Genomic DNA, 14724 nt, shown 5'->3' with positions numbered 1-14724 from the left:
CATCGCTGCAACACCGCGCGGGGATTCGGAGCGCAGGCTCCGCTTGGGCGTGATGGGTGGAACGTTTGATCCCATCCATCACGGTCACCTTGTGGCTGCCAGTGAGGTTGCGGCCAAGTTCGCTTTGGACGAAGTCGTGTTCGTGCCTACGGGACAACCGTGGCAGAAGTCGAACAAAGAGGTCAGCAAGCCTGAGCACAGGTACTTGATGACGGTGATCGCCACGGCATCCAATCCCCGCTTCACGGTGAGCCGGGTGGACGTTGACCGGCCCGGTCCGACGTACACCATTGACACCCTCCGTGACCTCCGCGAGCAGCGCCCCGATGCCGACCTGTTCTTCATCACCGGCGCGGACGCACTGGCGCAAATCCTGTCCTGGAAAGATGTGGACGAACTGTGGTCCCTGGCGCACTTCGTGGGCGTCACCAGGCCGGGGCACGAGTTGCACAACCTTGGACGGGATGAGGATGTCAGCCTCCTTGAGGTACCTGCCATGGCCATCTCGTCCACCGATTGCCGAAACCGCGTGAACGAGGGCAACCCGGTCTGGTACCTGGTACCTGACGGGGTTGTACAGTACATCGCCAAGTACGGGTTGTACGCACCGCACCCGGACGCAGCAGAGTTGGCACCAGCACTGACCGGATCAGACGACCAAGCACGTACTGAATGAGTTTTTAATGAGCAGCCAGGAACAGCGACCCATCCGCAGCAGGCGCGAACTTCGACGTGCCCGGGAAGAGCAGGCGCAAGCTTCGGCGCCGGCTGAAGCCCAGCCTGCCCAAGCTAAGCTTGCTCAAGCCCAACCCGCTCAAGCCCAGCCCGCTAAAGCCCAGCCTGCCGTGGCCAGTCCTGCCCGGGCCCAGACGGCTGAAGCGAAGCCCGCCCAGCAGCAACAGGCCAACCGCCCAGCAGGTGTTGCACGGAATCGTCGGGCCGCCGATGCCCCGGTTGATGCCGTCTCGTCGGCCGCGGCCGAACGTTCCTCGCAGATCCGCGCCCGCGACCGTGCAGCGTTGCGCGCCATCAAGGAACTGGCTGACAAGGAAGAGCAGCTTTCCGGCGGTGGTCCGCCCACGCGTAGGCAGCTTCGCCTGCAACAGTTGCAGGCCGAGATGGCGACGTCGGCCAACCCCATTGTTCCGCCAGCGGGTTCTACGTCCGCAGGCGTAGCCAAGGAAGACGTGAAGGGCATATCGGCCCCTGGCGCCCCGGCCAAGCCGGGCGCTGCCAAGCCGGGCGCTGCGACGTCGGGAACTGCGACGCCGGCCGAGGAAAAGCCAGGGGTTGGAAAACCAGCGCCTGAAACGCCCGGATCCGCGCCGGCCGAGGCGGATATGTCGGTCGAACAGGCCCTCGCCGTCCGCGAGTTGATTGCCGCGCAGGTGCAGAACCAGACGTCCAAACTGGAGCACATCGCCGAGCAGGACCCCCTTGCCGTGGATCCTGAGGTTCTGGCGCAGCAGATCGCTCTGGCGGAGCGGGCTGCCGTCCTCAATAAGCGTGCCGCCGCCAAGCAGAAGCTGGCTGAACAGGCACGGCAGGAGAAATCCGGGGACCAGGGCAAACCTGCCGCAGCTAAGCAATCTGCGGCAAAGTCTCCGACCCTCGATTCCGGGCCGTCGACGGCGAACAACCTGGCCATGGTCACCCCTTTGGAATTCGTGAAGGTTCCGGGAGTGGAACGTCCGGTGATGAAGCGGCCGAACACCACTTTCGTGCCGCTCGTTACCTCTCCCAACCCGACGACCGAAACCAAGCAGGGGCCCGCCCGGAATCCCCGGGGCCGTGCAGGTGTACTGGCCCGCGCGGAGGCTGTGGCGCGGAACGCCCGCAAGCGCACTTCCGTCGTCGAATCCGGGCAGGACGCCGAGCGGGCGCCGGTGTCCGCGAGCACAGCCTATGGGCTCGACCCCCTCGATGCCGGCACCGCAGGTTTGGCCCGTGCGCAGCGCAACAGGTTGTTGCAGTACGGCGTCCTGGCGGCTGGGCTTATCGCCCTGATCGTCGGCATCATCATGATCACCAGCGGCTAGACCCGCTGACAACGGCGTTTGCCACAAATAGCGGCCGTTCGGCCACAACAAGGAGTACCTTTGTCTGCACACGAACAATCCATTACCCTCGCCCGCCACGCTGCGCGCGCCGCGGCCGAGAAGCTGGCCGAGGACATCGTTGCCCTGGACGTCAGTGAGCGCCTGGCGCTGACCGATATCTTCCTGATCGCTTCCGCGCCCACGGAACGCCAGGTCAATGCAATCGTTGACGGGATCGAAGAGGAACTGCTGAAGCAGGATCTCCGCCCGGTGCGCCGCGAGGGCCGTTCCGAAGGCCGTTGGGTGCTGCTCGACTACGCGGACATCGTCATCCACGTCCAGCATGCCGAAGACCGCGTGTTCTATGCTTTGGAGCGCCTCTGGAAGGACTGCCCTGTGGTTGACCTTGAACTCGGCGACGACGCATCGGCTAAGGCTGCATCGGGTGACGAGTCCGAGCTCAGCTAACGCTTTCACCTCGGAATATGCCCGATTTGGAATTACCGAAAACGCTGTTCTAAGATATTTGAGTTGCTTCGGCCGGAAGAGCTGAAAGGCCTGAAACCGAACAACGCGAATATGGGGCTGTGGCGCAGCTGGTAGCGCACCTGCATGGCATGCAGGGGGTCAGGGGTTCGAGTCCCCTCAGCTCCACAAACAAATCCTCCCTACCGCGGACTGAGTCCGGGGCAGGGAGGATTTTTCTGTATCAGGATCAATCTGCCTGTGTGATCCACATCAACTTCCCTGATTTCGCATCTGGGAAACTTGTATGTAGTATTGACGAGTTGCTTCGGCAGGAAGGGAACTTCCAAGAGGCAATCAGTCCGGGGCTGTGGCGCAGCTGGTAGCGCACCTGCATGGCATGCAGGGGGTCAGGGGTTCGAGTCCCCTCAGCTCCACTTCGGACAAAGGCTTCGCTCATTTGAGCGGAGCCTTTTTCGTTCGTGCCGGATACACAGGACGGTTCGTCACTCCGAGGGGCGGGCGAAGTCGGCTGCGCTGAGGAACTCGATGCCTTGGAACGGCTGGTCGCCTACCACCCGGGCGTTGTGGCCTGGGGGAATGGTGTAGGAATCACCGGCGGAGATACTGATTTTCCCGCCGTCGGTAGTTTCGACGTCCAGCGCCCCGGAGACGCAATACCCAACGTGGCTCATTTGGCAGGTGTCCGTCCCCACCACGGGTTTGATGCATTCGGCCCAGGTCCACCCCGGCTCGAACGTGTATCTTCCGACTGTGTAGTCGCCAACAGTAACGACGTCCACCGTAGTCTTGTCAGGCCGGCGTGATTCGTCGGGCGAGTTGTGGGATTTCACTTGGAGTTGCGTGACAACATTGACACTCATGGCTTGCTCGCAGGGGAGGGGAGCCGTTTTGGTGATGGACCCGGTGCCGGGCTCTCGGGCTGGCCGGGACCAGTGCCCAAGGATGGGCGATAGTCGGTTGCAGAACCAACCATCCTCCCGCCCGGCGTCGAAGTCGAGGGGCATGGCACAGGAATTTCCTGTTCAACAACTGCAGGACCAATCATGAAGGAAAGTGGGTAAGGACGTGGCCGTGGCCGACCTCGAGGCACTGTTCAGCAGCCTTGGCAGGTTTCCGGATGTGGAAGCGCCCAACCTCTTGGCGTATGACGCTACTGACAGGCTGTTGTTGGATCACGCTGCTGAGTTCGTGGGCGAGGGGATTGACGTTGCCGTCATTGGCGACCGCTACGGGGCCCTGGCCCTGGGTGCAGTGGAGACTCTTGATGCAGTGGCGACTCTCGGCACAGTGGCGGGACCCGGCGTCGGGCACGTCAGTGTCCATCAGGACCTGTACACGGGCAGGGTGGCCCTGGAACGCAACGCCGCTGCGGCCGGCCTGGAAGGCCGCTACGAGACCTTCGAGCTCGTTCCCGAACTGTTCGCCGGGGTCGGGCTGGTACTTCTGCAGTTGCCGAAGTCGCTGGCTGAGCTGGAGGAAATCGTCGACGCCGTTGCGCGCCATGCAGCCAAAGATGCGGTCTTGCTTGCAGGCGGAAGGGTCAAACACATGTCCCTGTCGATGAACGCTGTGCTGGAGAAGTACTTCTCCAGTGTCCAGCCCCAATTGGCGCGCCGGAAGTCGCGGGTGCTCTTGGCTACGGACCCCAAACCCCCGGCAGGACCTGCGCCGTATCCCGTGACGCAGCACCTCCCCGAACTTGGCATAGACGTTTGCGCCCATGGTGCTGCGTTCTCCGGAGCGCGGCTGGACAGCGGAACGCGGTACCTCCTGACGTTCCTGGACAAAATGCCGGAAGCGGCGAGAGTGGTGGACCTGGGCTGCGGAACCGGGATCCTTGCCACGATGTACGCCCGGAAGCACCCGGTGGCCCGCGTGCGGGCTACGGACCAGTCGGCCGCAGCAGTGGCCTCGGCGCGGGGAACCGTTGAGGCGAACGCCGTCGGCGGCCAGGTTACGGTCATCCATGACGATGCCATGTCCACCTTCGAACCGGCCAGTGCCGACCTCATCCTCCTTAATCCGCCTTTCCACCTTGGAACGAGCGTCCACGCCGGTGCAGCGTTGAAGATGTTCGAGGCCGCCGCACGGGTTCTCGCCCGCGGTGGAGAGCTCTGGACCGTCTATAACTCCCATCTGCAGTACCGCGCTGCCTTGGAGCGGTTGATCGGGGACACGGTGGTGGTGGGCCGCAATCCCAAGTTCACGGTGACCCGCAGCGTGAGGGGGTAGTACGCCGCGCCCGGCGGTGTCATGAAACACAGGAGTGCGGGGGACGTCACATAGAATTCAATGTCGTCGTACCCGTTTCCCATTCAGTTCAAGGCGTGCATATCCCTCTGAAGGGGGCTGACGTACGATTCTGACAAACGTCAACATCAATGAGTTGTTTCTCTAGACAAGGGGAATCCGTGACTGAGACCCGGACGCCGGCACCGAGGCGCGGAACGAACCTACCCCGCATGGGTGACTTCAACCTGACGGTCATCCTTGAAGCAATCCGACGCTCCCCGGGCGGGCTTAGCCGTGTGGAACTGGCCAAGGTCGTGGGCCTTTCCCCGCAGACGATCTCCAACATTTCGCGGCGCCTGCTGGACCAGGAACTCATTGTCGAAGCCGGCAAGGAAGGCTCCGGTCCGGGCAAGCCCAGGACCATCCTGCGGCTGAATCCTTCCGGCATGTATGCCGTGGGAGTCCACTTGGATCCCGCAGTCATCACGTTCGTTGTGCTGGATCTCTTGGGTGATGTTGTCCGGCATTCCCGGATGGCCACCCCCGGCGGCGACCCGGCCCTGGTGATCACCGGGATCGCGGAGCAGATCAGGGGCCTCATCGACGAGTCCGGGGTGGATGAGTCCAAGATCGCCGGCCTGGGCGTAGCCGTTCCTGGCCCGATCGATCTCAATGAAGGCTCGGTGGTGGAGCCGCCGTTGTTGACCCGCTGGGACAGGGTAAGCATCCGCGAAGCCCTCGCTGAAGCCACAGGCCTGGAAACCCTCGTGGACAAGGATGTCACCAGTGCCGCGGTGGCGGAGACCTGGGCGGGCGGGGTCAGTGGCGCCGGCAGTTTCGTGTTCATGTACATGGGAACCGGCATCGGTTGCGGGCTGGTGCTCAACGACGAAGTTGTCCGCGGCACGTCCGGAAACGCCGGCGAAATAGGCCACATCATCGTGGATCCCGATGGTCCTGAGTGTGACTGCGGACTCCGTGGTTGCGTGAAGTCCTCCTGCATCCCGCAGGTGCTGGTGGCGGAGGCTGAAGCGCAGGGTGTGCTGGATGGGCACGCTGAGGGCGCGGACGCTCCGGCCGTGCAGGAACGCTATGCAATGTTGTGCGACAAAGCCGATGCCGGCGATGAGCGGGCTGTGGCCATCCTGGAGAAGTCGGCGGTGCTGGTGGCCAGGGCCGTTTCCGTGGTGACCAATACCCTCGATGTCGAGCGTGTGGTTTTCGGCGGACCTTTCTGGGGGAGGATGTCCAAGTACTTCCTGGACCGTGTCCCTGCCCTTATTACCGAGAACAGCGCTGCCCGGATGATCCATGGCATTGACGTGGTGGGCTCGGGCGTGGGTGAGGACGTGGGCGCCATTGGAGCGGCGTGCCTGGTCCTCGAGCACACGCTGGCCCCGAGGGCGCAGAGGCTGTTGCTGGAAGGCTGATGCCCACCGCAGCGTCAGGAAACTAGTCGATGTCCTCGACGATTTCGCCGTAGGGGATGGACTCGTCCAAATGGGCCTGGTGCCCGGTTGGGCCGTGATTGTACGTGATGCGGACCCCATGCCTTTGGTCGGCGGCTGACTGCAGCAACACGGGACGCACGGCATCAATGACGTGCTGGTTCTGGCTGTCGAGGTACCTCTGGTAAGCGGCTGGTAGCTGATGCATGGCAAAAGGATAGACCTCCGGCGTCCGCATGGGGAGGGGTCCCCATTGCAAGCATTCAAGGCGGCGGCTTGGATAGAGTGGCCAAATATCGGGACCCGTGGCGTTACGCCGGGACCCGGTACGGACATTGAATGCCAATGAGGGGACCACACGTGCTTCAGAACACAGCCACGGCCGGAATCGAAGCACCGGAAATGGCCCGGGCACAGCAACTCGCGGGCAGCATAAGCCGCAGCTTCGACGCCAAGGTGGTGGGCCAGGAACGGCTCCGTGAGACCCTCCTGATCGGACTCATGACGGGCGGCCACGTACTCCTGGAAAGTGTCCCGGGACTGGCCAAGACCACCGCAGCCCAGGCCTTGGCGGACGCCGTCAGCGCCGATTTTCGAAGGATCCAGTGCACCCCCGACCTCCTGCCGAGCGACATCGCCGGGACCCAGATCTTTGATGCCGCCAAGGGAACCTTCATCACGCAGCTCGGTCCGGTGCACGCCAATATTGTGTTGCTCGACGAGATCAACCGCTCAAGCGCCAAAACCCAGAGTGCAATGTTGGAGGCCATGCAGGAACGGCAGACGTCCATCGGCGGCCAGTCCTACCCCCTTCCGCAGCCCTTCCTGGTACTGGCCACCCAGAACCCGATTGAACAGGAGGGGACCTACAGGCTGCCCGAAGCCCAGATGGACCGCTTCATGCTCAAGGATGTCCTGGACTATCCCTCTCCGGCTGAAGAAGCCGAAATTATCCGGCGGATAGACGCCGGCGTGTTCGACCCCGCAGGCAAACCTCCGGCCGCTGCGTCCCTTGACTCGGTGGTTCAGCTCCAGACGCTGGTGGGACGCGTCTACATCGACCCCGCGATCGTCCGCTACATCGTCGGGTTGGCGTACGTCACACGCAACGCTTCCCAATATCTTGAACCCAGGCTGGCTCGGCTGGTTGAGTTCGGCGCGAGCCCCCGGGCAAGCATTGCGTTCAGTCAGGCCGCAAGGGCGCTGGCCCTCCTCAACGGACGTGACCACGTCCTACCCGAGGACGTCAAGCAATTGGCGCACCGGATCCTTCGCCACCGCATTGTGTTGGGCTTCGACGCGGTTGTGGAGGCAGTCTCCGTTGAGACGGTCATCGACGCCGTCCTCGCTGCTGTGCAGACCCCTTAGCGGGCAACAAGGTGCCGAGCCTGCTTCAACGCGTGAAGTCGAAGATGTTCATCTTCGCCCACCGCAAGACCATGACCCTCCTGGACGGAGAATACGGCTCCGTGTTCAAGGGCCGAAGCCTCGACTTCGATGACCTGCGATCCTACGTCCCGGGAGACGAAATCCGGGATATCGACTGGAAGGCAACTGCCCGGCACGGATCACCGCTGGTTAAGCGGTACACGGCCGTGCGCCGGCATTCAGTCCTGCTGCTGGTGGACACAGGCCGGGCCATGGCAGCCGAGGCCGCCTCGGGCGAAACCAAACGGGACATCGCGGTGGATGCGGCCGGCGTGCTGGGATACCTCGCGGTGCGCCACGGTGACGACGTCGGCCTGCTGCACGGCTCAGCGGAAGGCACGCACTACGTGCCGCCCAAGAGGGGCGAAGACCAGCTGGAACGACTCCTCCGCCGGGTGTACGATGCCGTGACCCCGGACGCCCCTGCGAGCGCCATGGCAAAACACCTCGACTACGCACTGAGGTACTTGAAAGGGCGCCTGCTCATTGTGGGGGTGGCTGATGAGTTCATGCCCGATGCCCGTGCCCAGGACCTCCTCCGACGGCTGGCGGGCCGGCATGAGGTTCTGTGGTTCACCGTCAAGGACGCTGTGCTTGCCTTCGAGGGGCCCGCCGCCACGAGCAGGGACGTGGAGGAGGGGTCCACCATCCCCGCCGGCCTCGCCGCAAAACCGGAGGTCAGGGCCGCCTACGCCGCTGCCATGCTCCGGCGCGAGGAGGAGCGCCGGGAGGTCTTCCGACGTCTTGGAATTGCCGAGGAGCAAGCGGGCAGCAGCGGGGAAGTCCTTGCTGCTGTCTTCTCGCTGTTGGAACGCCACAAGGCCGGAAGGGGGAGACATGCAGGATGACTCCGGTTTCTACGGGCCGCTCCTCTACCAGGACGTCTGGTTGTGGCTGGGTGTGGTGCTGCTGGTGGTGGTGGCCGCGTGGTACGCCTGGCTGTTCCTGCCCTCCCGACGCAGGACCGCAACCGCAGCGGCGCTTCCCGATGTGGAGGGGCTGCGTGCATCGTGCCTTGCGGCCATAGACGCCGTGGCAGCCGACGTCGACGCCGGAACCCTCGGTGAGCGCGACGCCCACCAGAGGCTGAGCTTCCTTGTGCGCGACTTCGCATCAGCGGTCACGAAGCAACCGGCCACGCACATGACGCTTGCCGAACTGGAAGGCGGCGGCCTCGCGCCCTTCACCAGGGCGGTTGCAGGCATCTACCCGGCAGAGTTCGCGCCAACAACCAGTGCGTCCATCCGTGAATCCGCGGACGCAGCGCGCCGGGCGGTGCTGGAATGGAACTGACATTCTGGTGGATGGTGCCGCTCGCCGCAGTTGCCGCGGCCATTGCCTGGCTGCTGCACCGGCGCCGGCGCCCCGGAAAGGACCGGCCCGTTGCGCACGCGGACCGGCTCACCGCCCTGCCCGAATACCAGCGGGCGCTGCGCCACCACCGACGCGGACTCACCAGTGCGCTGGTACTCAGCGCCATAGTCCTTGCCGGCGCAGTGACCGCCGCCGCCAGACCGACACACCGCACCACCGACCAACCCGAAGTACGGAACCGCGACATTGTGCTGTGCCTCGATGTCTCCGGATCCATGACCAGCACGGACGCAGCCTTGGTTGGGGTCTTCCAGCGGCTCGCGGAAGAGTTCGACGGCGAGCGCATCGGGATGGTCATTTTCGACAGCAGCAGCGTCCAGCTCTTTCCATTGACCGACGACTACGACTACGCCGTTGAACAACTGGGCGAAGCCCGCAAAGCCTTGGACAGCGGAGCCGGAGCCTTCTTTGACGGCACGTGGAACAGGGGCGGCTCATCATTGATCGGTGACGGGCTGGCCTCGTGCGTCCAAAGCTTCCCCGACGCTGAAGCCGACCCCAGCGCAAGCTCCCGTACAGGCGAAGCACAGCGTTCCCGGTCAGTGGTCCTGGCGACCGATAACTTCCTCTCCGGGAACCCCATCTTCACCCTCGAGGAGGCAGGCGCCCTCGCGCAGCAGAAAAACATCAAAGTCCACGCCATCAACCCCGGTGATTTCGATTACGGTGATGACGCCGAGCAACCCGGTGCCCGGCTCAGGGCAACAGCCCAGTCCACCGGCGGCGGCTACTACACGCTGGACAGCCCGGAGGCCGTGCCCGGCATCGTCACCAAGGTCCAGGAAACCGAAGCCACGAGCTACCGCGCGGCGCCCGTATCCATCATTACGGACAACCCCGCCTGGCCCCTCGGTATCGCAGCGCTCGCCGGCATGGGGCTGCTGGTACTGGGATGGAGGCACGGGCTATGACCTTTGCCCCCATCGTTCCGTGGCCCTACCTCGCAGCCGCGGTGCTCCTCGTCCTTGCATTCGGTACCTGGCTAACTCTGTACGGCAAGCAACCCAAGCAACAGGTACCCTCCACCATCACCCGCACCGCCGCCGTCGTACTCCTGCTCCTGGCTGCTCTCCGCCCGGGGTGGGCCGGGGCAGGAGGCACCACGGCGGCCGCCGACCTGGACGTGTTCATCCTGGTGGACACAAGCACCAGCATGGCCGCCGAGGACTACCACGGCAGCGAAACCCGGCTGGCCGGTGCCAAACAGGACGTGGCAAGCATGGCCAAGGAACTGGCCGGAGCCAGGTTCTGCCTCATCACCTTCGACAACCAGGCAACCGTCCGAATGCCACTCAGCAGGGATACCACCGCACTCCAAACCGCCATGGCCACCCTGCAACCCCAAGCGCCCCGATTTGCTGCGGGCAGCAGCATCACCAGCGCTGGCAGGCTGCTCAAGGACAGGCTGGCCGCCGCACAGATGCAACAACCGGGAAGGCCCGCCCTGGTCTTCTACGCCGGCGACGGTGAAAACACGTCCGCCACGCCCCCCGAACGGCTGCCCGTTGACGCTACCGGCATCAACGGGGGAGCGGTACTCGGTTACGGCACCGCCCAGGGCGGGCGCATGAAAGACGTCGACGGCGTCTCCCGGCTCGACGAAGGCGCCCTCAGGAACATCGCCGCGCAGCTCAACCTGCCCTATGCGCACCGCAGCGGGGACGAAGGTACCGCCGAATTGCTCACCAAAGCAGAGCCGGGAGCGCTCGCAGGCACAACGGTAGGCGGCCCGGGCAGGGCGGAGCTGTACTGGCTGGTGGCCTTCGGGGCATTCCTGCTCCTCCTTCACGAGCCCATGCGGCACGCCGCCGCCCTGCGGAGCCTACGCCCGGGGAGGACACAATGACCCGTGACGCCGGCACCCGTGAAGGGAGCCGCCACAATGCCCGACGGCGGAAGAGGCGGCTCGCGCTGTGGTCCGCGGTCCCTGCCCTGGCGGGGCTCGCCGTGGCCGCCAAGCTTCTGAGCGTGGGTGTGCTGGGCGGAAGCGCATCCGAAGCATTTGCCGCCCGACAGGAGGAGAGCCTGGGCAGGGCTTCCGGGTGGTTGCTTTACGCCAACGTGCTCGAACCGCATAAGGCGTATGTCGCATCCGGTGACGCCCATGCCTTGGCCGGTGACTTTGCTGCGGCGAGGAAGGACTTTGCGTCCGCGCTGTCCGCGAATCCCGGATTTGATGAGTGCAAGGTCCGGGTGAACCTTGCCTTGAGCATTGAGAAGTTGGGAGATGCGGCAGTCGAAGCGCAGACGCCGGATGCCGGGACGCTTTTCGCTGAAGCGCTGGCGGTAGTGCAGGAGTCTCCGCCGGCGTGCCGCCACGAGGGACCGGCCAACGCCGACGGTGAGGGCGATGCCTTGGATTCGGCCGAAGCGCGACTGGTGCGCAAGAAAGCGGGCAGCGGCGCATCGGAGGCGGCTGCGTCTCCTCCACCCGGGCAGTCGCCGGCTCCTCCGCAACAGGAACAGCTTCGGAAGCTGCAGGAGTCCGCTGAGCAGGCACAGCGTGAGCGACAGGAGGGCCAGGACCGGGACAGGTACCTCAACGGTCCCGACAATCCGGGAGTGGACAGGCCTTGGTGACCATTTCGGCGAATAAAGTTCACGAAGTATCAAGGGTAAGGCGTAAAAGTGCGTCTTAATTCGGAGCCCGAGTTGAAGAGTCCCGGGCTGCCGTCCTAGAGTCGTCATCAAGTTACCGCGGTAACGTGTCAGCGATCCTCCGTTGGATCCGCCCCGCAAGGGTGGTGAGGAGGGTGTGGGTGCCCCCATGTGGGCCTGACATTTGCACACGGAAAGCTTCACTCCAGGCGTAACAGTCGCGGCTGCGGCCTGCTGGGGCCCTTTTCGTGTATCCCAAACTCAATTCACCGAACATCTACCGACGGCCCCTTGGCCCGGGGGTAGACGTTCGTGGACGAACAGCCGAGGACGCAAATGTCGCCACCAACCCTTACCGACACTCATTCAAACCTTTCCGCCGCAACCGCTCCCGTCGCACTGTCCTACGAGCTGTTCCCGCCGCGTTCCCCGAAAGCCGCAGAAACCCTGTGGACCACCATCCGCGAACTGGAAGCCACCGATCCCGACTACGTTTCGGTGACCTATGGTGCCAGCGGTTCCAACCGGGACACCGCCGTTGACCTGATCAACCGGCTGCTGCTTGAAACCACGCTACGGCCCTTGGCGCACTTGACCTGCGTGGGCAACACCCCGGCCGAGCTGGCCGACATCATTGCCGAACTTCTTGACCACGGCGTTCGCGGAATCCTCGCGCTGCGGGGGGACCTGCCCCAGGACGGCACGCTTCCGCCCAGCGGTTCGCTGAGGTACGCGCAAGATCTCATTGAGCTCGTCCGCCACGTAGAGCAACGCCGCACCGCGTTGCTCTGTGCGGGAAAGATCGCCGTGGGGGTTGCTGCGTACCCCGCCAAACATCCCGAGTCGCCCAGCGTTGAACATGATGTTGAAGTACTCTTGGCCAAGCAGCGTTCCGGCGCGGACTTTGCCATCACGCAAGTGTTTTTCCAAGCGCACGAGTACTCGAACCTGGTGAGCAGGGCACGGCGGGCCGGGGTAACCATTCCCATCATTCCCGGGGTCATGCCCTTCACGAGCCTCAGGCGCCTGAAGCGCCTTGGTGAGCTGGCCGGCGTCGACCCTTCAGCGCACCTGATGGAGCGCCTGGCCGCGGCGGACACCGAAGCTGAGCAGCGCCGGATTGGTGTGGCCGCCACGGTGGACCTTGCCAATGCGGCACTGGACGCTGGTGCGCCCGGCATTCATCTGTACACCTTCAACGAGCACGCCCACGCGCTGGACGTCCTGGACAAGCTCGCCTTGCCACGCCCAGCGAGGCCGACGTTCCGTGCGCAGCCCGTGTCACCTACCCCTGAGCCGGTCCGCCACGAGGAATTCGCTATCTGACACACCCTTCGCGGTGAGCAGTTTATTCCCAAAGAATCTCGTCATCCACCACGCCGTCCTCATCCGCGGCCACTACCAGCACTTCATCCGTGAAGTGCGAGCCCAGCGTGAAATCAAGCACGAAATAGCGCTCGGGTTGACCCGGATAGATGGCCACGTGGCCCAGTTTCAGGGCTTTGAGGAAAACGTCGTTGGTGAGCTGGGACTTGTCGCGCACGCCGAAGACGGACTCCAACTGCTCTTCCTTGAGCTGGGAGCAGTGGAAGTGGAGGAACTGCTGGGGGTTGGTTCCGTCCTGGTCGAGTTCCTCGGCGATCATTTCCCGGACCTGGTCCACCAGTTCCGGCAGGAACCTCAGTCGGTAGTCCATTTTGCGCAGCGCGGCCTCGTCGAAATGGTCGTGCGCCGTGACATTCAAGTCCAGCCGAAGCGGAGCGCCACTCAGGTCATGTTTGGCCTCAAAGCAGTGGTCCCGCCCGTGGTTGAGCTCTATCTCCCCAAAATATTTGCTCGCTACCTTGCCCATGTGATCAATCTAACCCCGATCAAGCAGAGGGTTCCAGCAACTTGTGGATATTTCACCGTCGACGCGGGGAAGCCTTGGCCGGTACGGATTTCAACGGCGCCAACCCGCTCCTGCCGGTGGTCCCGCGAAGAGTATCGGCCAGGAGCTGGGTGAAGAGTTGCACTTGCGCCGTCCGCTTTTCATTGATCAGCAAAGCGAAAACGTTACGGGCCAGCCGGATGTCCGGGACGTCGAGGACCACGACGCCGGACGGCCGGTTGCGCAGCGCCAGTTCCGGAACCAGCGACGCGCCAAGACCGGCAGCGGTCATTTCGAGGCTGGCGTGGAAGTCGTCACTGTAGGCCACCACGCGCGGGTGCAGGTTGCAGCTTGCGAACAGGCGCTCAATCACCAACGCGTCACTTGTTCCGGGGTGGTGCACGATCCACGGCATATCGGAAAGGTGCGCGGCCTCGATGTCGGCGTCCTCGCGGATTTTCCACGAGGCCGGAAGGACTACGCGGAAGTCGTCGTCGCCGATCCACTGGCGTTCCAGCGAATGCGGCCAGGCCAGGCCGGACTGGCCCACTTGATAGACCAAAGCCACGTCCAGCTCGCCACCGCTCCTGAGACCCTGAATGGTTTGGGCGGGTTCGGCTACTGAGACTTTGAGTTCGATGCCCAGGCCGTTCCAGCGTTCGTTGCGGAGGATGTCGGGCAGGACGTAGGTGGCCAGGCTGGGAAAAATGCCGAGCCGCAGTTCCTGGGCGGGGGAGTCGTTGGTCCGGGATGCGGCAGCCATCAAGGCTTCGACGTCGGTCAGGACCTTGGAAGCATGGCGGGTCATGGTCAGGGCGGCTTCCGTCGGCACTACGCTGCGGGCTGACCGCTGAAAGAGCTCAACTCCCGTGTCCCGTTCCAGCGCCGCCATCTGCTGTGACACGGCGGAGGCTGTGTAGCCGAGCTGTGCTGCTGCTGCCGCGAACGAACCCAGCCGGGTGACCTCCAAAAGCGTTCGGAGATGGAGAAGGTTGACCATCAGCTGTCCTTTTGCTCGTTCTGCCCCGGCTTTGCTGGGGAGTGCACGCCTGCGGGCACCTCGGACACCGTACTCCCGATGTCTACCGACAGCAAAGCTTGCTGTTGCCCGGACCACAGTTTTCAAAGTGTCACGACACGCCGTGTGGCGGCGACACGCTGGAGATTAAATGTGGCTAAGTACTCCACAGCTTGTGGATTTCATCTCTCACTTCGGCGGAATCCCGGACATTTTGAGGGCCTCTGC

At 63.9% G+C, this 14724-nt stretch carries 16 protein-coding genes and 2 tRNA genes; 14 read left to right on the top strand and 4 right to left on the bottom strand.

The features are described 5' to 3' along the window. Positions 1-52: 52 nt before the first annotated feature. The 5 genes from nadD (at position 53) to AUR_RS02225 (ending at position 2941) form a co-directional block, all read left to right on the top strand. Positions 53-676 (top strand): nicotinate-nucleotide adenylyltransferase, encoded by a 624-nt coding sequence (nadD, locus tag AUR_RS02245; protein WP_021470678.1) that lies wholly within the window; start codon positions 53-55, stop codon positions 674-676. A gap of 7 nt (positions 677-683) precedes the next feature. After that, complete coding sequence (locus tag AUR_RS02240) at positions 684-2039, top strand: hypothetical protein (protein ID WP_062096977.1); 1356 nt, start codon at positions 684-686, stop codon at positions 2037-2039. A 60-nt stretch (positions 2040-2099) separates the two neighbouring features. Then, positions 2100-2507 (top strand): ribosome silencing factor, encoded by a 408-nt coding sequence (gene rsfS, locus AUR_RS02235; protein WP_062096976.1) that lies wholly within the window; start codon positions 2100-2102, stop codon positions 2505-2507. A 113-nt stretch (positions 2508-2620) separates the two neighbouring features. Continuing rightward, positions 2621-2693, top strand: a tRNA-Ala gene (locus tag AUR_RS02230). 175 nt (positions 2694-2868) lie between these two features. Then, positions 2869-2941, top strand: a tRNA-Ala gene (locus tag AUR_RS02225). 69 nt (positions 2942-3010) lie between these two features. Here AUR_RS02225 and AUR_RS02220 read toward each other — a convergent pair. Beyond that, positions 3011-3388, bottom strand: a complete 378-nt coding sequence (locus AUR_RS02220) for a cupin domain-containing protein (RefSeq protein WP_031215993.1) — start codon at positions 3386-3388, stop codon at positions 3011-3013. Positions 3389-3581: 193 nt separating this feature from the next. On the opposite strand from AUR_RS02220, the gene AUR_RS02215 reads away from it, so the two are divergent. After that, entirely contained in the window at positions 3582-4760 is a 1179-nt protein-coding gene (locus AUR_RS02215) for a class I SAM-dependent methyltransferase (RefSeq protein ID WP_241650844.1), read from the top strand. Between the two features lie 179 nt (positions 4761-4939). After that, positions 4940-6190, top strand: a complete 1251-nt coding sequence (locus tag AUR_RS02210) for an ROK family transcriptional regulator (RefSeq protein WP_031215991.1) — start codon at positions 4940-4942, stop codon at positions 6188-6190. Positions 6191-6212: 22 nt separating this feature from the next. Here the strand turns inward: AUR_RS02210 and AUR_RS02205 are convergent, their stop codons facing one another. After that, positions 6213-6416 (bottom strand): hypothetical protein, encoded by a 204-nt coding sequence (locus tag AUR_RS02205; protein ID WP_370583580.1) that lies wholly within the window; start codon positions 6414-6416, stop codon positions 6213-6215. A 152-nt stretch (positions 6417-6568) separates the two neighbouring features. Here AUR_RS02205 and AUR_RS02200 point away from each other — a divergent pair, with 152 nt between their 5' ends. The 7 genes from AUR_RS02200 to AUR_RS02170 all read left to right on the top strand — a co-directional run bounded on the left by AUR_RS02200 (position 6569) and on the right by AUR_RS02170 (position 12934). Then, positions 6569-7576 (top strand): AAA family ATPase, encoded by a 1008-nt coding sequence (locus AUR_RS02200; RefSeq protein WP_062096974.1) that lies wholly within the window; start codon positions 6569-6571, stop codon positions 7574-7576. A gap of 11 nt (positions 7577-7587) precedes the next feature. After that, complete coding sequence (locus AUR_RS02195; protein WP_062096973.1) at positions 7588-8484, top strand: DUF58 domain-containing protein; 897 nt, start codon at positions 7588-7590, stop codon at positions 8482-8484. Beyond that, positions 8474-8929, top strand: coding sequence for a hypothetical protein (locus AUR_RS02190; protein WP_062096972.1), 456 nt, complete (start codon positions 8474-8476; stop codon positions 8927-8929). The genes AUR_RS02195 and AUR_RS02190 overlap by 11 nt, the downstream gene beginning before the upstream one ends. Further along, positions 8920-9921 (top strand): vWA domain-containing protein, encoded by a 1002-nt coding sequence (locus AUR_RS02185; RefSeq protein ID WP_062096971.1) that lies wholly within the window; start codon positions 8920-8922, stop codon positions 9919-9921. Before AUR_RS02190 ends, AUR_RS02185 begins: the two co-directional genes overlap by 10 nt. After that, positions 9918-10856 (top strand): vWA domain-containing protein, encoded by a 939-nt coding sequence (locus AUR_RS02180; RefSeq protein ID WP_241650843.1) that lies wholly within the window; start codon positions 9918-9920, stop codon positions 10854-10856. The genes AUR_RS02185 and AUR_RS02180 overlap by 4 nt, the downstream gene beginning before the upstream one ends. Next, positions 10853-11590, top strand: a complete 738-nt coding sequence (locus tag AUR_RS02175) for a hypothetical protein (RefSeq protein ID WP_062096969.1) — start codon at positions 10853-10855, stop codon at positions 11588-11590. The genes AUR_RS02180 and AUR_RS02175 overlap by 4 nt, the downstream gene beginning before the upstream one ends. 354 nt (positions 11591-11944) lie before the next feature. Then, on the top strand, positions 11945-12934 hold the full coding sequence (locus AUR_RS02170) for a methylenetetrahydrofolate reductase (protein WP_062096968.1): 990 nt from the start codon (positions 11945-11947) through the stop codon (positions 12932-12934). Between the two features lie 22 nt (positions 12935-12956). On the opposite strand, the gene AUR_RS02165 is transcribed toward AUR_RS02170, so the two are convergent. Further along, a complete protein-coding gene (locus AUR_RS02165) occupies positions 12957-13460 on the bottom strand; it encodes a DUF2004 domain-containing protein (RefSeq protein WP_021470664.1) in 504 nt (167 codons plus the stop codon). A gap of 52 nt (positions 13461-13512) precedes the next feature. Further along, positions 13513-14478 carry a LysR family transcriptional regulator gene (locus tag AUR_RS02160; protein ID WP_021470663.1) on the bottom strand — a complete coding sequence of 322 codons (966 nt, stop codon included), beginning with the start codon at positions 14476-14478 and terminating at the stop codon, positions 13513-13515. Positions 14479-14724 lie beyond the last annotated feature (246 nt).

The sequence above is a fragment of the Paenarthrobacter ureafaciens genome (assembly GCF_004028095.1).
GTDB classification, from domain to species: Bacteria; Actinomycetota; Actinomycetes; order Actinomycetales; family Micrococcaceae; genus Arthrobacter; species Arthrobacter ureafaciens.
Note: the sequence above shows the minus strand (reverse complement) of the source record. Positions and strands in the feature narration are given on the sequence as shown.

Coding starts and splice junctions, on each gene's coding strand:
- AUR_RS02190 (WP_062096972.1), top strand. CDS start 8,474: ATGCAGGATGACTCCGGTTTCTACGGGCCGCTCCTCTACCAGGACGTC.
- AUR_RS02160 (WP_021470663.1), bottom strand. CDS start 14,478: ATGGTCAACCTTCTCCATCTCCGAACGCTTTTGGAGGTCACCCGGCTG.
- AUR_RS02170 (WP_062096968.1), top strand. CDS start 11,945: ATGTCGCCACCAACCCTTACCGACACTCATTCAAACCTTTCCGCCGCA.
- AUR_RS02205 (WP_370583580.1), bottom strand. CDS start 6,416: ATGCATCAGCTACCAGCCGCTTACCAGAGGTACCTCGACAGCCAGAAC.
- AUR_RS02175 (WP_062096969.1), top strand. CDS start 10,853: ATGACCCGTGACGCCGGCACCCGTGAAGGGAGCCGCCACAATGCCCGA.
- AUR_RS02240 (WP_062096977.1), top strand. CDS start 684: ATGAGCAGCCAGGAACAGCGACCCATCCGCAGCAGGCGCGAACTTCGA.
- AUR_RS02180 (WP_241650843.1), top strand. CDS start 9,918: ATGACCTTTGCCCCCATCGTTCCGTGGCCCTACCTCGCAGCCGCGGTG.
- AUR_RS02220 (WP_031215993.1), bottom strand. CDS start 3,388: ATGAGTGTCAATGTTGTCACGCAACTCCAAGTGAAATCCCACAACTCG.
- nadD (WP_021470678.1), top strand. CDS start 53: ATGGGTGGAACGTTTGATCCCATCCATCACGGTCACCTTGTGGCTGCC.
- AUR_RS02165 (WP_021470664.1), bottom strand. CDS start 13,460: ATGGGCAAGGTAGCGAGCAAATATTTTGGGGAGATAGAGCTCAACCAC.
- AUR_RS02185 (WP_062096971.1), top strand. CDS start 8,920: ATGGAACTGACATTCTGGTGGATGGTGCCGCTCGCCGCAGTTGCCGCG.